Genomic DNA, 20,833 nt, shown 5'->3' on the forward strand with positions numbered 1-20,833 from the left:
TGCGTATTGACGTTTAATGTTAGGTGTGTTCTTTTATAGACGATAAAAGCTGTGTGCATATTAAGCGAATGATTTTCAAATTGACGCTAATATGCGAAAGTAGTATTTTTAAAATGAACAACAACGATGAAGAGGGGTTTATAGGATGAAAATTGCAATTGCTGGATCGGGTGCATTAGGAAGTGGCTTTGGTGCCAAACTATTTCAAGCAGGATATAATGTCACCCTTATTGACGGATATACATCTCATGTTGAAGCGGTTAAGCAACATGGATTAAATATAACGATTAATGGAGAGGCATTCGAGTTAAACATTCCGATGTATCATTTTAATGATCAACCGGACGAGAGCATTTACGATGTTGTCTTTCTATTTCCAAAGTCTATGCAATTAAAAGAAGTGATGGAAGCTATGAAATCACATATTGATAATGAAACGATTGTCGTATGTACGATGAATGGTTTGAAGCATGAAGAAGTCATTGCGCAGTACGTTGCTCAATCACAAATTGTCAGAGGTGTTACGACTTGGACGGCAGGTCTTGAAAGCCCTGGACACAGTCATTTACTTGGTAGTGGACCAGTTGAAATAGGTGAACTAGTTGATGAAGGTAAAGAAAATGTTATAAAAGTTGCTGAGTTACTTAACGAAGCGGAATTGAATGGTGTCATTAGTAAAGATTTATACCAATCGATTTGGAAAAAGATTTGTGTTAATGGTACGGCAAATGCATTAAGCACAGTGTTGGAGTGTAATATGGCATCACTGAATGAAAGTAGTTATGCGAAGTGTTTGATTTATAAATTAACGCAAGAAATAGTGCATGTAGCGACGATTGATAATGTTCATTTAAATGTTGATGAAGTCTTTGAATATTTAGTTGATTTAAATGAAAAAGTTGGTGCGCATTATCCATCCATGTATCAAGATTTAATTGTTAATAATAGAAAAACTGAAATTGATTATATTAATGGCGCAGTTGCAACATTAGGTAAAAAACGTCATATTGAAGCGCCAGTCAATCGCTTTATTACTGATTTAATTCATACTAAAGAAAGTCAGCGACACGCACAGGATTAATTAGTGTTTTTAGCTATGATTGCAAGGAAATGACAATCACGTGATAATTACGGTCATTACTAAGATTGAAATGTAATAAATAAAGAACAGCAGTAAGGTACTTTCAAATTGAAATGATCGTGGTGCTGTTTTTCTTGATTGATCTTCGTCATAATTCAGATTTGTCATAGGTCTACGACATACTATTAGTATTTACTAGACAGTTTTTACGACGACACTTTGAAAAATTTTGAGGCAAATCATTTGGAAGTCTCACGTGAATTTTGTAAACTCATCAAGCAAGTAATTATATTAAAAAGACAAATAGAGAAAAGGTGTTTATAATGAGTAAAATTTTTGTAACTGGTGCAACGGGCCTTATTGGCATTAAATTAGTTCAAAGACTAAAAGAAGAGGGGCATGAGGTTGCTGGTTTTACTACATCTGAGAATGGTCAACAAAAGCTAGCTGCTGTTAATGTAAAAGCATATATTGGTGATATATTAAAAGCTGATACCATTGATCAAGCGTTAGCAGATTTTAAACCAGAAATCATTATCAACCAAATTACGGATTTAAAAAATGTTGATATGGCAGCAAATACGAAAGTACGTATTGAAGGTTCTAAAAACTTAATTGATTCGGCGAAAAAGCATGACGTTAAGAAAGTGATTGCCCAAAGTATTGCCTTTATGTATGAACCTGGCGAAGGATTAGCAAATGAGGAAACTTCACTTGATTTTAACTCAACTGGTGATAGAAAAGTAACGGTTGATGGTGTGGTTGGTCTAGAAGAAGAAACGGCTCGTATGGATGAATACGTTGTCTTACGTTTTGGCTGGTTATATGGCCCAGGTACTTGGTACGGAAAAGATGGCATGATTTATAATCAATTTATGGATGGTGAAGTGACACTTTCAGATGGCGTAACATCATTTGTGCATCTTGATGATGCAGTTGAAACATCTATTCAAGCTATTCATTTTGAAAATGGTATCTATAATGTAGCAGATGATGCACCTGTTAAAGGTTCTGAATTTGCAGAATGGTATAAAGAACAACTTGGTGTTGAACCAAATATTGATATACAACCTGCGCAACCATTTGAACGTGGCGTAAGCAATGAGAAGTTTAAAGCGCAAGGTGGTACTCTGATTTATAAAACTTGGAAAGATGGCATGAATCCAATTAAATAATAATTTATCCGTTTAATATACAAAGAATAAAGACTTGGTCGAATCGTGGATGATATATTATCAAACGCACGGCTCGAACAAGTCTTTTTATTATGTCTTCGTTATCTTTGTATGAAGGAATAACAGAATTACAATTAATGTACTGAATAATGCAATTAATATTGTGATTAGTGCTAATTTAATTTCTATTGGCAGCCAAGTCAGTACAAAAGACCAGTTATTGCTACCGAGAATGAGATATGGTAATGCATATAATATGAGCGCTATAGCGATACATAAACATAAAGTTAGCCAACTTGAAAATGTGGTAAGTTTTGATTTGCGCAGGATGATTTTCCCGTGACGCATTTGCCAAGCACGATAAGCTGAGAATATAAATGCTAATAAAATAAGTGTTGTCATCAAAACGGTAACAATATTAAATTGATTTTTATATTGATTGAGCATAGACGCAACTGTCGAATATCGCTTGTGATTTACAATTTGTGTGTTAAGATGCTCAACTAATTTGGGTACATATTCCGAATTTAGATTTGCAAGCACAACAATTCCATAATTTTGTTTTGGATTTAGTAAAATAAATGATGAAAAGTTATCGAGCGTTCCTGAATGAAACACTAAATGTTCATCATTATTGGTAAACCAGCCGGAAGCATATGCATTGGCATTAGGTTCACCAATTGTTGATGATAAATTTTTATGTGATTGTTGAACTAATGATTTGTATTTATCAGGTGGATTAAGTTGGAATTTTATCCAATGTTCCAAATCTTCAGTTGATGTCATCATATATGCTGATGGTGTATCCCAAAGGTTAAATTCAGGTTTAGAGACGACAGGTGTCGAACCTTGTAATTCGTAGCCAATAGCATCATGTTTTGTTTTGTTATTGGTTTGTTTGAATGATGTATGTGTCATATTCAAAGGCTTGAGCCATGAATTTGTAATATATTTTGTATAGGATTGCTTCGTAACGTTTTGGATAATTAAACCTAATAAATCATAGTTCATATTTGAGTATTCAAATTCTTCTCCGGGCTTATGATGTAATTCATCACCCATAATTGCACGGGTTACATCATTTAAACGATTATTTTTATTTGTTACGGAGTCTTCGCTTGTAATATCACTAGGTATACCACTTGTTTGAGCCAAAAGTTGCTTAATCGTAATAGTTTCATTTTGACCATTATAGTTCATTTTAAAATGAGGCACATGTTTAGATACGGCATCATTTAAGTTTAATCGACCTTCTTGAGCTAATTTTAAAATTGCAAGACCTGTGAAAGCTTTCGTATTAGAAGCAATTTCATACTTTGTTGTGGGAGAAGCTTTGACTTTTTTATCAACATCTTGATAACCATAACCTTTATTTAAAAAAACTTTGCCATTTTTTACTATTAAAATTGATGCTCCAGGAATGTGTCCCTTTTGTAGATCATGCTCGATAATTGTATCTATTTGTTGTTGCGAATCATTGGTTAACCGTGTCTTCGTATTGCTATTTAATGTTATATATATAGCAATTGAAATGGCGACTAAAATGATAATAGAAATGGATAGAAAATATAGTTTTTTAGTAGTCATAAACGTTCCTTTTTATATGTTAAATTTACTTAAGTGCCTAATGAGATTTATTTTATTATACCAGTTCTATTGAATAAATTAATTAAAGAGGTATATTTACCATTATTTTTGACACCTTATATGTTAATAGGTGTATAATTACATAAAAAATATTAATTAACTCTCTATACTTTTCGGAAAGATAGGCGTATAGTGATATCCATCAAAAAGTATAAAAAGGAATAGGAGATTATGTTCAATCAATTTAAAAGACTTATTATAGGGCAACCTAAAAAAAACAGAGAACTAAAAGACGAAAAGATATCGAAGTTTAAAGGGTTAGCGATTCTTTCGTCTGATGCATTATCTTCAGTGGCTTACGGTCCCGAACAAATACTGATTACATTATCAGTAGTGGGTGCAGTTGCAACTTGGTATACTTTACCGATTGCAGGTGCTGTTCTGATCTTATTAGCTGCTTTAATTATGTCTTATAGGCAAATTATTTATGCATATCCTAAAGGTGGCGGCGCTTATATGGTGTCCAAGACCAATTTAGGAGAAAAATGGGGATTGCTTGCAGGAGGCTCATTATTAGTCGATTACATACTGACTGTCGCTGTTAGTATATCATCTGGTGCTGATGCATTTGTTGCTGCATTCCCAAGTTTATATGGGCATAAGGTACTGATTGCATGTTTACTTGTACTTTTTATTTTAATATTAAATTTACGTGGTTTAACTGAATCTGCCACCGTATTATCCTATCCAGTATATCTTTTCATTATAGGGTTAGTGATATTAATATTTATAGGTACTTTCCGTGTGGCGACAGGAGATATTCAACCACATATGCATGCATCAGTAGGAACTGCGGTTCCTGGAGTAACATTATTCTTGCTATTAAAAGCATTTTCATCAGGGGCTTCATCATTAACAGGTGTTGAAGCTATTTCAAATGCGGTAACCAATTTTAGAGAACCAAGTGCTAATAATGCTGTAAAAACGTTAATTGCTATGGGTTCAATTTTAGCGTTTTTATTAGTTGGTATCGTTGGTTTAGCATATGTTTATGGGATTATGCCACAAACGGAAACGACAGTTTTATCACAATTAGCTATGCAAATATTTGGTGATAATGCTGCCTTCTATTTTGTACAGGCAACGACTGTGATGATTTTGGTATTAGCAGCCAACACTGGATTTACAGCTTTTCCGATGTTAGCGGCTTCAATGTCTAAAGATAAATATATGCCTAGAATGTTTACTGTTAGAGGTGATCGCTTAGGCTACTCTAACTCAATTATTATTTTAGGTGTATTAGCCATCATTTTAATTATTGTATTTGATGGTATGACTGAAGATTTAATTCCATTGTATGCTGTTGGTGTATTTATTCCATTTACACTAGCACAATTCGGTATGGTTATTAAATGGATTCATGAACGTCCTAAGAATTGGTTGAGTAAGTTGTCTGTGAACTTACTTGGTGGTATCGTGACATTTATTGTTTTTATGATTTTACTCATAACTAAATTTAGCCAAGTATGGCCGATACTTATTTTCTTGCCGTTCGTGGTGATTTTCTTCTTGAAAATTAACAAACATTATCGAGATATCGCAGAACAATTACGTTCTGACATTGATGTTCTTAATGTGGACGTGGTAGATCGTAATTTAGCAATTGTGCCGATAACAAGTATTACAACAGCAGTTGATAAGTCTATTTATTACGCACAAATGCTTGCGAATAATGATGTCATTGCGGTACATGTATCATTTGGAGATGAAGATGAAAAAGCATTCCAAGAGAAATGGAAACGTCATTTCCCAGATGTAAGATTAGTTATTTTACACTCGGAATATCGCAGTATTATACGACCAATTTCACGTTTTATCGATAAGATTAATCGTAAAGCCAACGATCAAAACTATATGATTACAGTAGTGATACCAGAATTTATTACTAAGAAACGTTGGCATAATTTATTACACAATCAAACTAGTTTGCGTATGAAATTGTATTTAATTTATCAAAAGAATGTTAACGTATGTACAATTCCATTTAAACTTAAAAAATAGATTCTATAATCAAATCGGATTGATGAAAGGTTATTTACTTTTCGTCAATCCGATTTTTTGATGTTGAATATAAACACCCCGTACATATGAGATGATAATGACTTTGTCTCATATGTACGGGGGTGTTGTTATGTCTTGCTTAATGTTTGGACTGTAAAGACAAGACAATTTCGTTGTAATTGATATTTTCTCGAATTTGAGCTGCAACGATATTGTTGATTTTGTTTTTGCGAATTAATTCATCTAAAAGATGACGTTGTAAGTACAATGCTTCCAATTTGTGGTTATGGAACATAGCTTGCGGTATGATTTGATTGCTGTTTTCTTGACGTTCTTTTCGACGTTGTGCACGCCACTTTAATGAGCGACTCATATCATAGTAATGATTAATGACTAAACTAACCTCAAGTACATTTGTACTATTTTGTTCTTCTTTTAAGCGTAAAATAATATTGTGATTCACAATACGCATAATTTTTTGAACATCTTTGAATGAATTTTCAAATTCTTGCTTCTTAGATTCTTTGTTTAAGGCTTTGTAGTGCTTCATCGCTTTAAGTCTAAGCCATAACATCTTGAAGAAGTTTGCAAATTTTTCAACAAATGAAGCAGTACGGTGTGTCTCTGTTAATTCGACAATATTGCGGTAATTATTTATATCTTGATATGTTGCCTTACCTTTATCAATTAAACGCTCAAGTGTAGATGTTTCGATTACTTTTGCAATATCTTCTAAACGTTTGAGTTCTTTTGTATTTTGATTATCAGGTTCTGAATTTAATAAAAATAACAATTCTCCATAGTATTGGTTTAATACTGGGCGATAATTTGTATCGTTTTTGTCTTTTTTACTTTCGTTTTTAAAATGTTCGATAACTTTTTGGACAATGAAAATTTTGGCAGATTGATAAGTCATACCTTTAAAAGTAGTATCTTCGGCAGATGGTGTAATTAAAGGTAAAACAATTTGCGCTAAAATTAAACTAATTAATACCATGAATGATGCAATAAACAATAGATCATTACGGTATTCAAAAGCTTGCCCTTGTGTAATAATAAACGGCAATGTTAAGGCCATAGATAACGAAATGGTCCCGTGTATGCCACACATCGTCATGATAAAAGCGTAACGTACACGAGAAGGTGGTGTTTCATGTGAATCATGTTCCTCATCTAGGTATGATTGGATATTTTTCGGGAAATAAAAATCTTTATACCAAAAATAAACCCAGATAAAACGGCAGGCGTAAATTGCTATAGCGATTAATATAGTAATCACTATTAAAAATGAAAAGTTGTCCGGCTCTGTTTGGAAAATATCTATGACTACAGTAGGAATCATAAAACCTAATACAACAAATACAAAACCATTTAAGGCATAACTAAATGTGTTCCAAATTTGATGGTAATTCATTTGTAGTTCCGTTTGTGCTCTAATTAAACGGTCGCGTTCTAAACCATGGATTAGACCTGCGATTACAACTGCAATGATACCTGAAGCATGAACTTCTTCTGCTAAAAAGTATACGACAAAAGGTGTTAATAATTGAATAAAAGTTAAGGTATTGTTATCTTTTAAACCTTTATTAGCGGTTAAGTCTATACGTATTCTAACGATAACGAATCCAATAATTGCACCAATAAGTACACCTAGTATTGTTGAAATGATAAATTGTTCAACAGCTTGGAATAATGAAAAGGTACCAGTTACTAATGCAGTAACAGCAATTTTAAATGAAATGATACCTGCTGCATCATTGAGTAAAGATTCACCTTCTAAAATCGTCATAGAACCTTTAGGTAATAATTTTCCGCGTGTAATAGCAGATACTGCTACTGCATCAGTAGGACATAAAATTGCTGCTATTGCAAAAGCGGCTGGCATTGGTAAGGCAGGCCAAATCCAATGTATAAAATAGCCAACACCGACTACAGTTGCAAATACTAGTGCCATTGACATTAATAGTATAGGTTTACGATATTCTAGTAATTTTGTTCGAGAGACGTGGGTACCTTCCACAAAAAGTAGTGGCGCGATAACGGCAAACATAAATACTTCAGAATTGAATTGGAAATCAACTTGTATAGGAATAATGAAAATAACGACACCTAATGCAATTTGAATAAAGGCAGTAGGAATTTGTGGGAATCGATTATTGATAACCGAACTAATAATCACAGCAAAAATAAAAATTAAAAATGCTTCTAATAGTGCCATACAATACTCCTCAAAATTTTAATAGTTAATATTTTATCACTTTTAAGGCATAATGACATAGATATATTGATAAAATGAAGTTATTTTCAAAAAAACTCTAGTATCGGTTGAACTGATACTAGAGCGAGATGTTTAAATTATTGATTGTCATATCTGAAATGACCGCTGTCATTTTGTCGTTGTTCATACGCGAGCTTTTCAGCATTCGTTTTGTATTTTTTATAAAAGAAAAATAAAAATATAAACCAGAATGGCGAAATATAAATAGCTGCTCTTGTTTCGTCACTAAAGAATAATAAAATGAATACAAAGAAGAAGAACGCTAGAATAATGTAAGCAATAGGCTTACCACCAATCAACTTAAATTTACTGTTTTTATGTGCCTCAGGATGTTTTTTCAAATACATTAGATAAGCGACAATAATCATTGCCCAAACAACTAAAAACAACACAGTTGATAACGTTGTAACGTATATGAATAGTTGAATTGCATTAGGGAAAATGTAGTTTAACAAAGCTGCTATAAGTAATGCAATTGATGAAACTAACATTGATAAATAAGGCACGCCATGACTATTCGTTTTATTTAAAACTTTAGGACCTAACCCTTGTTGTGACAGTCCGAATAAGATACGACTATTCGAATAGATACCACTATTTGTAGCAGAGGCCGCGGCAGTTAGCACGACAAAGTTAACGACACCTGCTGCAAATGGCACGCCGATTAATGTAAAGAGTTTAACGAAAGGGCTACTATTTGGATCGATATCATTCCAAGGTATGACTGACATAATTACTAATAGACCACCGATATAGAATAATAAAATACGGATAGGTACATTATTAATTGCTTTCGGTAAGGTTTTTTCAGGATCTTTCGTTTCACCAGCAGTTACACCTATAAGTTCAATACCAATGAATGAATATACAGCAATTTGGAATGACATTAAGAAACCAAATGTTCCACCAGGGAACATGCCACCGTGACTGATTAAGTTTGTGAATGATGCATGTCCATAATGTGTTTTAAATGAGAAAAAGATTAATACAAGACCAACGATAACCATCGCAATAATTGTGACAACTTTAATAATAGAGAACCAAAACTCCAGTTCACCAAATAATCTGGCACCTAATAAGTTGAAGCTAATCAAGATTAAAACAATAAATAGCACGGTAATCCAATTTGGGACTTGTGGATACCAAAATGCAAAGTATTGTCCCATCGCAGTTAGGTCTGACATACTTGATACAATCCAACATAACCAGTAAGTCCAGCCAATGACAAAGCCACCAAAAGGGCCTAAATATTCATTTGCAATATCAACAAATGAATTAAATCTTGTATTGCTCAACAACAATTCGCCTAATGCGCGCATAAAAGCGAATAGTACAACCCCAATAATCATGTATGTGAATAACAGTGATGGACCAGTTAAAGATATTGTTTGACCTGATCCTAGGAATAACCCAGTTCCAATTGCGCCCCCAATTGCTATCAATTGGATATGTCTGTTATTCAACTCTCTATGCAATTTTCTTGCCATAATTTTCCTCCTCAGGATAAAGCAAATAAAAAAGTTGTGTGTAAGCGTTTTCTTAATTATAAATACTAAAGAAATCCATTTAATAAAGCAATTATTTTTTTAAATATAAGAAAAAACATTTGATAGGTAAGGGTATGATAACTAAAACTTATCGATTTTTTGAAAAGATATAAGTTTTTATGCAAAAATATAAAATAATCATCTAAATGAAGCAGTTAACTATATATATTAGATAAGCTATGGCATAATAAATAACATTTTAATTTGAGTAAAGAAGGTATGGGTATGAAGATAGGGACAATCGCCGATTTACATATTGATCGTCATAATAAAAAAACATCCGAAGATTACTTAGAGGCATTGGTTGAAATAGTTAAGTATAAGAAATTGGATATATTGTTGATTGCGGGGGATATCTCAAATCATTATCAATTGACGCACCAATTTATAACGCAATTGACAAAACAATTAGATATACCTGTGAAATTTGTACCTGGAAACCATGATTTATGGGAAGTTGAAAGTATGACTACGCAAGACATTTGGAATAATTATAAGAGGATGTCACAGTGCTTGGTAGGAAAACCATTTATAGTAAATGAAGAATGGGCAATCATAGGACATACTGGTTGGTATGATTATAGCTTTGCAGCACAACGATTTTCATTAGATGAGTTACAAAAAGGAAAACATTATGGTGCGACTTGGCAAGATAAAGAACGAATATCTTGGGGCATATCAGATCAAAATTTATCTAAAATAGCGGTTGAACAAGTGAAGAAAGATATATTAGAAGTAGGAAATAGACGAGTGATTTTAGTCACACATGTTGTGACGCACCCTGATTTCATTGTTCCTATGCCACATCGTATATTCGATTTTTATAATGCATTTATTGGGACAAGTGATTTCAATCCTTTGTATGCGATGTTCGATATACCATATAGTATTATGGGCCATGTTCATTTTCGTAAAAGTGTGATGGATGATGGCAGATGTTATCTCTGTCCGTGTCTAGGCTATCCAAGACAATGGCGTTCAGAAGATATTTACCAGGAAATAAATGAGACGATACAAATAATAGAAATTTAAAATGCGCAAACCTGACCCAGTTTGCGCATTTTATGTTTTACACACGCGAGTAATGTGTTTACTTACGTGTGTTTATTTTGTTGTTGATTTTCAATTGTATATGAATGTGGTTGCACATAAATGCACTTTCTTCCTGGTGAATTAAAGCTATATTCCATTTTCTCTTTACGAATTTTAATAATTTGTTTGCGATTTGGAATGATGGCAGGTAAAACTAGGCCACGACGAATATGACTCCAAAGTGGATCGATATAATAGTAATAATAATCATCGTACCCAATGAGTAACGTTACGTGAATATTTGAAACTTGTTTCGCTGGCTTGTTATCAAAGCGGAAAACACGTAGTAATGGTTTAGAACCAAGATTAGTATGGTATATTAACACAGGTTGACCTTGATCGATAATACCTTTAAGATCTTCTAAGGATTTACCAGTGCCGTCTACGATATTAGGATTGTATTTTTGTAAAAATGGTACATATGCTTCTGGAAATATCGTTTGATGATAATTGCCAAGCTTAATGAATAAGTGATGTCCAACATAACCTTTATGTGGATTGTTCGGATGTGTCGGCCAATGTCTCATAATTTCTGTAGCAGGGATATGTTGGTTATTGTATTGCAACATCATGGCTGCGGAAACACCTTCACACCCCATGACCATAGGGATAGGAAATAGCTGACTGATAGGTTTAACTGGTAATATTTTTCGGTTCATAATATAGTCCTCGCATTGATTCAATAAATATTTAATATAATTATATAGCGTCAATGCAAAATGTCCTAAACATATGTTTTACATGAGTGAATAAAATTAATGGAGTGATAAAATGGAATATCAATTACAACAACTTGCGTCGTTAACGTTAGTAGGTATTAAAGAAACGTATGAAAATGGACGACAGGCTCAGCAACATATAGCAGGGTTTTGGCAAAGATGTTATCAAGAGGGAGTAATTGCGGATTTACAGTTAAAAAATAATGTTGATTTAGTCGGGATACTTGGCTTATGTATACCTGAATTAGACGGTAAGATGTCATATATGATTGCAGTTACCGGAGATAATAGTGCTGATATTGAAAAATATGATGTCATAACATTAGCAAGTTCAAAGTATATGGTATTTGAAGCACAGGGAGCAGTACCTAAAGCAGTTCAACAAAAAATGGAAGAGGTTCATCACTACATACATCAATATCAAGCAGATACGGTAAAATCAGCACCATTTTTTGAGTTGTATCAGGATGGTGATACTACAAGTGAAAAATATATTACAGAAATTTGGATGCCTGTTAAAGGGTGATTGAATAGAAATGTACTTGATATGAAGGCGTAATTTTAGTTGAAGATTGGATCTCATAATTCATAAAGAAGAACCCTGACAAAGATAGATATCTTTGCTAGGGTTCTAATTATGTTGAAGTGTTATGCGACATGTTGCTTTTTAATCATTTTAAAGTAAATGATTTGTAGACTGACTAATAGAATGGCTGTAATGAAGATAATAATCATATATGGTGATGTATTAAATTCGCCTTTTAAGCCAACTAATGGTGCAACAGTGCCACCTAAGATAAATTGGAATAAGCCAAGTAAACTTGATGCGTTACCACTGCCACCTGTTCGTTCTTCCATAGCCATTGTGAAACCAAGCGGTCCAATTGACGTCACAGGACACACATTTAAGAAGAATGCGATGAGTAAGACCCAAAGTGGTAAATGGAATGTAAGTGTCAGGATAATTAAAGCAACACCTACCACTTGTATAATAGTTAAAATGATTAATAATATGTGGCGATGTAATTTTTCTACTAATAAAGCAACGACTTGACTGACAATGATTAAACCTACACCGTTAACAGCAAACATGATACTAAATTGTTGGGGTGTCATATTATACAATTTTTGAGTAATAAATGGCGATGCAGATGAATAACTAAATAGCATTACATAAGTTAAACCTTGTAATAGCATTGGAATAATAAATGCTGGTTTTTTCAAAAGACTTCCAAAATCTTTAATGACGCTACTAAAATTCACCTGCTTTAATTCTTCTTTAGGTGTTTTAGGTAATTGAGAAGCGACGCCAATTAAAATGATAAGTGCCACAATCGTTAAAATTGTGAAAATAGCACGCCAAGTTGCTACGGATAAAGCTAATCCACCGGCTAATGGTGCAAGAATAGTGATAATACCATTAACTACCATTAAAGATGCTAAAAATTTAGCGAGTGCGTTGCCACTAAATTTATCACCAGCAGAGGCTTTGGCAATAACGATGACGCCACCACCAGTTAAACCTTGAATTAAACGTAAAGTTAAAAATAGAGGTAATTGGGTAACGAACACAGATAATCCGGATGCCAAGATGAAAGTGATTAAGATCGATACAGCAATACGTTTACGACCAAAGGCATCGGATAAAGGTCCGAAGATAAATTGACCAAGTGCAAGACCAATCATTGTGAATGATAAGGTTAATTGAATTTCTGATGTTGTCGAACCAAAATCACCTTGCACTTTAGGTAATGATGGTACGTACATATCTATAGTTAGAGGGCCAAAAGCTGTCATGACACCTAACGTGATTAACAATAAAAATGAAAATTGCTTCGTTTTGGAACTCGAAGATTGCATAAACAGACTCCTTAATTTATATAATTATGTAAATTATATACGTTTTATGTGCATTTGTATGTAGTTAGAATATAAGTTTATATAAAAAGTCCTATACTCGCAATGTATCATCATTAATAACGTAGTGATACAGATAAAGTATAGGACTTAATGTTTATCATCAAAGCAGGTGTAATAATTAATTAGCGCCACCATTGTCATCTTTAAATAAGCTTTCTAATTTAGATTTAATACTGTCGAATTTTGTATTAATATCATTTAACATGCTTTCAATTTTACCTTGGCTTGCATTGTTTTTAAGTGCATTATTTGCCTCTGTCAATTTGTTGATTTGGTCTTGATAAAATTGAGTTAGCTTAGAATCAGCTTTGTTTTGTTCTTGCTGCTTCAAGTTGTCGATTTGATTTTGTAAATTTTTAATAATGTCATCAGTTTTTTGGTTGTTTTTAATATTTTCTTTAGCATTGTCGACTTGCTGGTTAATTTGGCCGTCTTGATTTTCAACTTGTTTTTTATAATTTTGAGAGACTTTAGGGTCATTACTAACTTTATCGCTATCATTGTTAAGTAAGGCGCGTGTGACAAAAATAGCGACAATAATTAAGAGAATAGCAATAATGATATATAACCATTTTTTTGAACGGCGGGATTTCTCGTTTTCTTCTTCAAGAATTTGTTCTCTTCGATAATCTCTACCATTATAGTATCGTTCCGGGTGTTCTTCAGGATCGCCTTTAGCATATTGTTGTCTATACGATGCGTCTTCAGATTGACGACGATGATTTTGATTTTGATTGTCGTATTGATATGAATCACGGTATTTATCAGTTCTTTTCATGGGTTTCACCTCATTCAAGTTTTAACTGCAAATAATAAAGCTGATGATTTACTTTGACATTATTGTAATTTCAGAATACGAGCAATGTCAGTTGCAGTGTTTAATAAATTTTGTTCGCTATTTTGTAGGACATCTTCTAAAGTGCTAGGTGAAGAGATTATAGAATAGGCACTATCAATACCGAAATCGTAAACATGTTGATAATTTTCGCCTAGACTTCCACAAATCGCGATGACAGGAATATGATATTGTTTTGCAGCTAACGCAACGCCTACGGGTGTTTTACCAAAGATGGTCTGATAATCCATGCGTCCTTCCCCAGTAATAACGAGGTCTGCATCTTTAATTCTTTGATGAAAATCTGTAATGTCAAAGACGACATCAATACCTTTTGTTAAAGTTGTCTCACAAAACGCTAATAATGCTGCGCCCATACCGCCAGCTGCACCAGAACCTGGTATTTGATTAACGGACTTTCCTGTGCACATTTTTATCTTATCATGATAATGCGACATTGCGAAATCCAACTTTGGTATCATCTTTGCATCAGCGCCTTTTTGAGGACCATAAATATAGGTAGCACCATTTTCACCCAATAAAGGATTTGAAACATCACAGGCCACTTTAAAGGTCACCTCTTTTAATCGCGAATCTAGATTGGTTATATCGATTTGTGCAATGTGAGCAAGATTAGCACCATTCATTTGTAATAAGTCCCCGTTTACATCAGTAAACTTTACGCCTAGTGCACTTAGCATACCTGTACCACCATCATTTGTTGCACTGCCACCAATCCCTAAAATAATGGTCTTAGCACCATGATTTAATGCATCTTTAATTAGTTCACCGGTACCATATGATGATGTGTATAAAGGATTACGTTCCTCTTTTTCTAATAAATCCAAACCTGACGCTGCCGCCATTTCAATAATTGCAATTTGTTGTTCGTCTGCGCGTGCATAACATGCTTCAATAGGTCGCATTAAAGGGTCATTAACGATGACTGTATACTTAGTGGCACCTGTTGCATGCATTAAAGCATCTGTGGTACCTTCACCACCATCAGCCATCGGAATGATATCATAATGAAGGGTATTCCCATAAACATTAGTAAATGCCTGCTTTATAATATTGCCAACTTGCTGTGCGGTCATACTTTCCTTAAATGAGTCAGGAGCGATGACAATTTTTTGTAATTGCATAGTAGACATCCTCTCATTACTGTTGTCGCTCTTATTGTATATAAAATTACTAGTGAACTAAAGTAATCTCTATAGTGCTAATGAGTCGCGCGATAAATTAGTTACATTATAATGGCGTATAAGGATGAGGGGAAAGAGACTAAATTTGCTGTGAAAGGGTATAAAAATTGAAGTAAGTATATTTGAAGAGAAGCGGATTGGCTCGCATATTCGAGTATGTTGGAGAACGTAGTTATACATATATTTTGATGTTGAGGAGTTACACATATGAAACTAACACAAACGCATGCTGAAATTTTAAAATTTATCATTGTTGGCGGCATTAATACGTTAAATTATTATGTTGTCTATTTATTGCTGTTAAAATTATTACACATTGAATATATGATTAGTCATATTACCGGATTTATAGTCGCTTTTGTGATTTCATATTATTTGAATTGTTATTTTGTCTACAGAGTAAAACCTACTTGGAGAAAATTCATTAGTTTTCCAATTACGCAGCTTGTCAACGTAAGCTTACAAACAGTTTTATTATATGTTTTTGTATCCTGGCTAAATTTGCCAGCGGAAATTGCGCCATTTGCAGGTTTAGTGATTACGATACCCATCACATTTATATTATCTAAATGGATTTTAAAAGATAGTAATTAAAGTAGCGTAAACCACTAAAGAATACTTTGCTCAGGCGTTAATATTGCGTGAAATATAATAAATAAATGATATAATATAATGGTCGCCTAACATCTCGGGCGTTACTTTAACGCAGAGAGGAGGTGTATGACGGATGTTCAATTTATTAATTGACATCATGACTTCAGCTTTAAGCGGCTGTCTTGTTGCGTTTTTTGCACATTGGTTACGAACGCGCAACAATAAAAAAGGTGACAAATAACCAACACCTAAATAAATCCCCTCACTATGGCAGTAGTGAGGGGATTTGGTGTATTTAGATGTTCAATTTATTATGTAACTAATTATAGCATTGATGAACAAGGTGTGCAATGTATTTTTTGCAATATTACAATAAATGAATTTAATTATTTTAGAATTAAGTATTTCGAAAAATGATTTAATAGTTGAGTCATAGGATCATTAGATAAAGCGAATAATCAATTATAGGGACATTGGGATACAAATCAATGTACTAGACTCTACAAGGCTATACTCAGGGACCCAACATAGAGAAATTGGATCCACAGTTTCTACAGACAATGCAAGTTGGCGGGCCCCCAACACAGTAGCTGGCGGAAAGTCAGCTTACAATAATGTGCAAGTTGGCGGGCCCCCAACACAGTAGCTGGCGGAAAGTCAGCTTACAATAATGTGCAAGTTGGCGGAGCCCCAACATAGAGTTTTACTCATGTATTCCTATTTTTAAGTACATATTAGCTGTGGCTAAGGATAAAGAATCATTACATAATAAATCATTAGTGGCTCTTTATCATTTCTGCCCCATAACCTTGTGAATTTTTAAAAGAAATGTGTCACAAATCCACGCGACATTGATAATCGTTATCAACTAATATATGATGTACTTGTAATAAGTATTAATTTTTAACAAATAACAAATTTATATTTTATCATCATTCAATGAAATAAATAATATAAGTGGCTTAATTTAGCTTATAAATTGAAAGGAGTTACATATACGATGAACAATCAGACAAATTGGATAAAGATACTCAGCGGATTTGCTTCTGATAGTAAATGGAAAATTATGTTATCAATTTTGTTGTCTATCATCAGTGTCTTTTCTGGATTAGTTCCATATTGGGCAGTCTTTAAAATTATTTTAATGATGATTAACAATGCATATACGATTAATTCGATTATGGTTTATATCTTTATTGCTTTAATCGCTTATATTTCACAAGTGTGTTGTTTTGGAGCGTCAACGATGCTATCACATATTACGGCATATGAAATTTTATCTGAAATTCGTAAAAAATTAGCTCAAAAATTAATGCGTCTCCCTTTAGGCATAGTGGAATCTAAGAAAATAGGTGAATTAAAAAATATATTTGTCGATAAGGTTGAAACAATAGAATTACCTTTAGCACATATGATTCCTGAAGTTATAGGAAACTTACTTTTGTCAGCTACTATCTTTTTATACATAATGCTCATTGATTGGCGTATGGCTAGTGCCTTATTAGTAACGATACCAATTTCAATTTTCGCTTTTAAAAAAGTTATGTCTGGATTTAATGAGACATATGCTGAACAAATGAAATCGAATAATTATATGAATAGCGCGATTGTAGAGTTTATCGAAGGCATTGAAGTGATTAAAACATTTAATCAATCTCAAAGTTCATATAAAAAATATAAAGATGCAGTAGATAATTATAAGATTCACACTTTGAATTGGTTTAAAAATACATGGGGGTATATGAATTTAGGAGCTAGTGTATTACCTTCAACATTTTTAGGGATTTTACCGGTCGGCATGTATTTGATATCTATCAACCAATTAAACTATGCGGAATTTTTCCTATGCATCGTATTATCTTTAGGTGTAGTAGCACCGATTAAGAATTTTACTAATTATGTAAATCATTTAAAGTCTATACAATACGCATTAACTGAAGTGAATCAAATATTAAGTCTAGAAGAGTTAGTATTGTCAACAAAATTTAAGAAGCCTCAACATTATGAAATTGCTTTTAATAATGTTGGATTTTCATATAACAAAGATAAGGACGATCTGGTCTTTAAGCATTTATCATTTACAGTACCAGAAAATAATTTCACAGCAATCGTCGGGGCATCTGGTAGCGGTAAGTCAACCATTGCCAAGCTTATATCACGATACTGGGATGTGACTTCAGGTGAAATTACGATTGGCGGTATAAATATAAAAGATATTGAATCGAAACAACTTAACGATTTAGTTGGTTTTGTTGGACAAGATAACTTTTTATTAAATCTTACTTTTAAAGAAAATATTAAACTTGGCAATCCAGAAGCTACGGATGAGGCAGTTGAAAAAGCTGCCAAGTTAGCACAATGTCATGAATTTATCAAAAAGTTACCAGATGGATATGATACGAATGTTGGTACAGTGGGAGATGAATTGTCTGGTGGTGAAAAACAACGAGTCACTATTGCAAGAATGATATTAAAAGATGCGCCTATCATTGTATTAGATGAAGCGACTGCTTACGTTGATCCAGACAATGAACAAAAAATTCAAGAAGCATTAAATGTGTTGACGCAGGATAAAACATTGATTGTTATTGCACATCGGTTATCTACGATTCAACATGCAGATCAAATTATTGTTTTAGGTAAACAACAAATTTTAGAAAAAGGGTCACATCACTTATTGCTAAAATTAAACGGTAATTATAAGAAAATGTGGGATACGCACATGCATACAAAAGATTGGGGAATCAATACTGGACATAATTAAACTAATGAGAAAAGGAGGTCAAATATGTTTCAAATTACATTTAAAATTTTAAACTGGATAAGACCATATAAAGCAAGAATGATTTTAGGATTTAGCATGTCATTTTTAAATGCTATTTTTATTGCGTTACCTATCTTTTTAGCTGCAAAAATATTTAATAATGTGCTATCTCATAAACCTATTTATATGAAAGATATATTGAATGTTGTAATTATCATGGTTTTATTAGTGATTGGACGATTTATTACAGCATATTTCAAAAGCAAAAGCCATGAGAGCATCGCTTATGAAATGAGTGCGAAAGAACGTTTAGATATAGGGGATAAATTGAAAAATGTAAGGTTAGGTTATTTTAATTCGCATCATTCAAATGAGTTAACAACAATAGTAACAACAGATTTAACCTTTTTAGAAAACTTTGCTATGAAAATGGTGGACGTTGTTGTTAATGGATACATATTAATTACAGTACTCATATTGTCTCTACTTGTAGTTTCGTGGCAAGTATCATTATTAGCATGCATTGGCGTATTACTATCATTTTTAGCTATTCAATTATTAGAAAGAAAGAGTCGACAAAATGCGCCAGCGTATCATAATGTACAAAACCAATTAGTGGAAAAGGTATTGGAGGTTATTCGTGGTATTCAAGTAATAAAATCATTCGCGAAAGAAAATACGAGTCTTAAAAGTTTTAACCAAGCAGTCAATGAAAGTAAACGTATAAATACAAAAATAGAAATGCAATATATCCCATTCAATTTATTGCATTTACTTAGTTTAAAAGTTGTTTCAATAATGATTGTATTAGTTGCATGCTTATTATATATGAATCATAGTATTGATTTACCTACCCTTATTATGATTTCAATTTTTTCATTTGTGATATTTGATAGTGTTGAAAACATTAATAGTGCAGCACACGTACTCGAAATGATAGATATGACGATAGATGATATTGAAAAGATAAAAAATGCTCCAGAACTGGATGAGAATGGAAAAAATTTGACGATTAAAAATGAAAATATCGCTTTTCAAAACGTGAATTTTTCATATGATGATAAACAAGTGATAAAGAATGTGAATTTTGAGGTACCTACACAAACATCAACAGCAATAATTGGACCTTCAGGAAGTGGGAAATCTACATTATGTCACTTACTCTTGCGCTTTTATGATATCGATGATGGAAATATTCGCATCGATGGTGTTGATATTAAAGATATGACATTAAGTACGTTAATGTCGAAAATTAGTGCAGTATTTCAAAAGGTGTATTTATTTAATGATACGATTGAAAATAACATATTGTTTGGCAATCCAGGTGCAACGAAAGAAGAAATTATTCGTGTAGCGAAGCAAGCATGTTGCCACGACTTCATCATGTCATTACCTGAGGGATATCAAACAATGCTAAATGAAAAAGGTAGTAATTTATCTGGCGGAGAAAAGCAAAGGATTTCTATTGCTAGGGCGATATTAAAAGATGCACCAATAATTATTTTAGATGAAGCAACTGCAAGTATTGACCCTGAAAATGAACAGCTGATTCAAACGGCAATTAATGAATTAAGTAAAGGCAAAACAGTAATTACAATTGCACATAAACTTGAAACTATTAAAAATGCAGATCAGATTATAGTGCTCAATGATGGTGAAATAATACAAAGAGGAAGTCATAATGAATTAATTCAAAAACCAGGGATGTATCAAGATTTTATAAGAATAAAAAGTAAGTCAGCAGGCTGGAAATTATAAATAATAGTTTAATATGGAATCAGAATGTGGAAATAAAAAGGGTGATAGATAATCAACAGAAAAATAAACAGGCTGGGATATAAATCCCTAAAAAAAACAGCAGTAAGATAATTTTCAATTAGAAAATATCTTACTGCTGTTCTCTATTTATACAATACTTCGTATTGAATGGCTTCGCTTTCCTAGGGTGCCGTCTCAGCCTCGGTCTTCGACTGGC

16 protein-coding genes are annotated in these 20,833 nt (G+C 33.0%); 9 read left to right on the forward strand and 7 right to left on the reverse strand.

What is annotated here, in order from left to right:
• The first annotated feature begins 145 nt into the window (after nucleotides 1-145).
• Nucleotides 146-1,081, forward strand: a complete 936-nt coding sequence (locus IDG65_RS09475) for a 2-dehydropantoate 2-reductase (protein WP_000684063.1) — start codon at nucleotides 146-148, stop codon at nucleotides 1,079-1,081.
• Nucleotides 1,082-1,404: 323 nt separating this feature from the next.
• On the forward strand, nucleotides 1,405-2,256 hold the full coding sequence (locus IDG65_RS09480; RefSeq protein WP_000034519.1) for an NAD-dependent epimerase/dehydratase family protein: 852 nt from the start codon (nucleotides 1,405-1,407) through the stop codon (nucleotides 2,254-2,256).
• Nucleotides 2,257-2,346: 90 nt separating this feature from the next.
• Here the strand turns inward: IDG65_RS09480 and IDG65_RS09485 are convergent, their stop codons facing one another.
• Complete coding sequence (locus IDG65_RS09485; RefSeq protein ID WP_000208572.1) at nucleotides 2,347-3,843, reverse strand: serine hydrolase FLP; 1,497 nt, start codon at nucleotides 3,841-3,843, stop codon at nucleotides 2,347-2,349.
• 231 nt (nucleotides 3,844-4,074) lie between these two features.
• Here IDG65_RS09485 and IDG65_RS09490 point away from each other — a divergent pair, with 231 nt between their 5' ends.
• Nucleotides 4,075-5,904 (forward strand): APC family permease, encoded by a 1,830-nt coding sequence (locus IDG65_RS09490; RefSeq protein WP_000483052.1) that lies wholly within the window; start codon nucleotides 4,075-4,077, stop codon nucleotides 5,902-5,904.
• A 139-nt stretch (nucleotides 5,905-6,043) separates the two neighbouring features.
• On the opposite strand, the gene IDG65_RS09495 is transcribed toward IDG65_RS09490, so the two are convergent.
• The gene (locus IDG65_RS09495; protein WP_001185680.1) at nucleotides 6,044-8,122 is read right to left on the reverse strand and encodes a cation:proton antiporter; all 2,079 of its coding nucleotides are present in this window, start codon (nucleotides 8,120-8,122) and stop codon (nucleotides 6,044-6,046) included.
• Nucleotides 8,123-8,259: 137 nt separating this feature from the next.
• The gene (locus IDG65_RS09500) at nucleotides 8,260-9,669 is read right to left on the reverse strand and encodes an amino acid permease (protein WP_000101538.1); all 1,410 of its coding nucleotides are present in this window, start codon (nucleotides 9,667-9,669) and stop codon (nucleotides 8,260-8,262) included.
• Between the two features lie 285 nt (nucleotides 9,670-9,954).
• Between IDG65_RS09500 and IDG65_RS09505 the strand changes: the two genes are divergently transcribed.
• Nucleotides 9,955-10,761 (forward strand): metallophosphoesterase, encoded by an 807-nt coding sequence (locus IDG65_RS09505; protein WP_000690194.1) that lies wholly within the window; start codon nucleotides 9,955-9,957, stop codon nucleotides 10,759-10,761.
• A gap of 62 nt (nucleotides 10,762-10,823) precedes the next feature.
• Here the strand turns inward: IDG65_RS09505 and IDG65_RS09510 are convergent, their stop codons facing one another.
• Nucleotides 10,824-11,480: a C39 family peptidase gene (locus IDG65_RS09510; RefSeq protein ID WP_001080281.1), complete on the reverse strand. Its 657-nt coding sequence runs from the start codon at nucleotides 11,478-11,480 to the stop codon at nucleotides 10,824-10,826.
• Nucleotides 11,481-11,592: 112 nt separating this feature from the next.
• Here IDG65_RS09510 and IDG65_RS09515 point away from each other — a divergent pair, with 112 nt between their 5' ends.
• Complete coding sequence (locus IDG65_RS09515; protein WP_000456498.1) at nucleotides 11,593-12,066, forward strand: GyrI-like domain-containing protein; 474 nt, start codon at nucleotides 11,593-11,595, stop codon at nucleotides 12,064-12,066.
• A 122-nt stretch (nucleotides 12,067-12,188) separates the two neighbouring features.
• Here IDG65_RS09515 and IDG65_RS09520 read toward each other — a convergent pair whose 3' ends face one another.
• From IDG65_RS09520 to IDG65_RS09530, 3 genes are all read right to left on the reverse strand, one after another.
• Nucleotides 12,189-13,400 carry a putative multidrug effflux MFS transporter TcaB gene (locus tag IDG65_RS09520; RefSeq protein WP_001191976.1) on the reverse strand — a complete coding sequence of 404 codons (1,212 nt, stop codon included), beginning with the start codon at nucleotides 13,398-13,400 and terminating at the stop codon, nucleotides 12,189-12,191.
• Nucleotides 13,401-13,578: 178 nt separating this feature from the next.
• Entirely contained in the window at nucleotides 13,579-14,238 is a 660-nt protein-coding gene (locus IDG65_RS09525; protein ID WP_000831298.1) for a membrane protein, read from the reverse strand.
• A gap of 59 nt (nucleotides 14,239-14,297) precedes the next feature.
• Nucleotides 14,298-15,440, reverse strand: coding sequence for a glycerate kinase (locus tag IDG65_RS09530; RefSeq protein WP_001176863.1), 1,143 nt, complete (start codon nucleotides 15,438-15,440; stop codon nucleotides 14,298-14,300).
• A gap of 267 nt (nucleotides 15,441-15,707) precedes the next feature.
• Here IDG65_RS09530 and gtxA point away from each other — a divergent pair, with 267 nt between their 5' ends.
• The 4 genes from gtxA to IDG65_RS09550 all read left to right on the forward strand — a co-directional run bounded on the left by gtxA (nucleotide 15,708) and on the right by IDG65_RS09550 (nucleotide 20,616).
• Entirely contained in the window at nucleotides 15,708-16,094 is a 387-nt protein-coding gene (gene gtxA / locus IDG65_RS09535; protein ID WP_000779356.1) for a flippase GtxA, read from the forward strand.
• Between the two features lie 133 nt (nucleotides 16,095-16,227).
• On the forward strand, nucleotides 16,228-16,335 hold the full coding sequence (locus IDG65_RS09540; protein ID WP_000482647.1) for a type I toxin-antitoxin system Fst family toxin: 108 nt from the start codon (nucleotides 16,228-16,230) through the stop codon (nucleotides 16,333-16,335).
• A 759-nt stretch (nucleotides 16,336-17,094) separates the two neighbouring features.
• Nucleotides 17,095-18,858 (forward strand): ABC transporter ATP-binding protein, encoded by a 1,764-nt coding sequence (locus tag IDG65_RS09545; protein ID WP_001064811.1) that lies wholly within the window; start codon nucleotides 17,095-17,097, stop codon nucleotides 18,856-18,858.
• A 24-nt stretch (nucleotides 18,859-18,882) separates the two neighbouring features.
• A complete protein-coding gene (locus tag IDG65_RS09550) occupies nucleotides 18,883-20,616 on the forward strand; it encodes an ABC transporter ATP-binding protein (protein WP_000486501.1) in 1,734 nt (577 codons plus the stop codon).
• Nucleotides 20,617-20,833: the final 217 nt, after the last annotated feature.

Origin of the sequence: Staphylococcus sp. EG-SA-17, assembly GCF_017151845.1 — a bacterium.
In the GTDB taxonomy this organism is placed as follows: Bacteria; Bacillota; Bacilli; order Staphylococcales; family Staphylococcaceae; genus Staphylococcus; species Staphylococcus aureus.

What these genes read in the sequence shown, in the direction of transcription:
- IDG65_RS09475 (WP_000684063.1), top strand. Translation starts at nt 146, where the DNA reads ATGAAAATTGCAATTGCTGGATCGGGTGCATTAGGAAGTGGCTTTGGT.
- IDG65_RS09480 (WP_000034519.1), top strand. Translation starts at nt 1,405, where the DNA reads ATGAGTAAAATTTTTGTAACTGGTGCAACGGGCCTTATTGGCATTAAA.
- IDG65_RS09485 (WP_000208572.1), bottom strand. Translation starts at nt 3,843, where the DNA reads ATGACTACTAAAAAACTATATTTTCTATCCATTTCTATTATCATTTTA.
- IDG65_RS09490 (WP_000483052.1), top strand. Translation starts at nt 4,075, where the DNA reads ATGTTCAATCAATTTAAAAGACTTATTATAGGGCAACCTAAAAAAAAC.
- IDG65_RS09495 (WP_001185680.1), bottom strand. Translation starts at nt 8,122, where the DNA reads ATGGCACTATTAGAAGCATTTTTAATTTTTATTTTTGCTGTGATTATT.
- IDG65_RS09500 (WP_000101538.1), bottom strand. Translation starts at nt 9,669, where the DNA reads ATGGCAAGAAAATTGCATAGAGAGTTGAATAACAGACATATCCAATTG.
- IDG65_RS09505 (WP_000690194.1), top strand. Translation starts at nt 9,955, where the DNA reads ATGAAGATAGGGACAATCGCCGATTTACATATTGATCGTCATAATAAA.
- IDG65_RS09510 (WP_001080281.1), bottom strand. Translation starts at nt 11,480, where the DNA reads ATGAACCGAAAAATATTACCAGTTAAACCTATCAGTCAGCTATTTCCT.
- IDG65_RS09515 (WP_000456498.1), top strand. Translation starts at nt 11,593, where the DNA reads ATGGAATATCAATTACAACAACTTGCGTCGTTAACGTTAGTAGGTATT.
- IDG65_RS09520 (WP_001191976.1), bottom strand. Translation starts at nt 13,400, where the DNA reads ATGCAATCTTCGAGTTCCAAAACGAAGCAATTTTCATTTTTATTGTTA.
- IDG65_RS09525 (WP_000831298.1), bottom strand. Translation starts at nt 14,238, where the DNA reads ATGAAAAGAACTGATAAATACCGTGATTCATATCAATACGACAATCAA.
- IDG65_RS09530 (WP_001176863.1), bottom strand. Translation starts at nt 15,440, where the DNA reads ATGCAATTACAAAAAATTGTCATCGCTCCTGACTCATTTAAGGAAAGT.
- gtxA (WP_000779356.1), top strand. Translation starts at nt 15,708, where the DNA reads ATGAAACTAACACAAACGCATGCTGAAATTTTAAAATTTATCATTGTT.
- IDG65_RS09540 (WP_000482647.1), top strand. Translation starts at nt 16,228, where the DNA reads ATGTTCAATTTATTAATTGACATCATGACTTCAGCTTTAAGCGGCTGT.
- IDG65_RS09545 (WP_001064811.1), top strand. Translation starts at nt 17,095, where the DNA reads ATGAACAATCAGACAAATTGGATAAAGATACTCAGCGGATTTGCTTCT.
- IDG65_RS09550 (WP_000486501.1), top strand. Translation starts at nt 18,883, where the DNA reads ATGTTTCAAATTACATTTAAAATTTTAAACTGGATAAGACCATATAAA.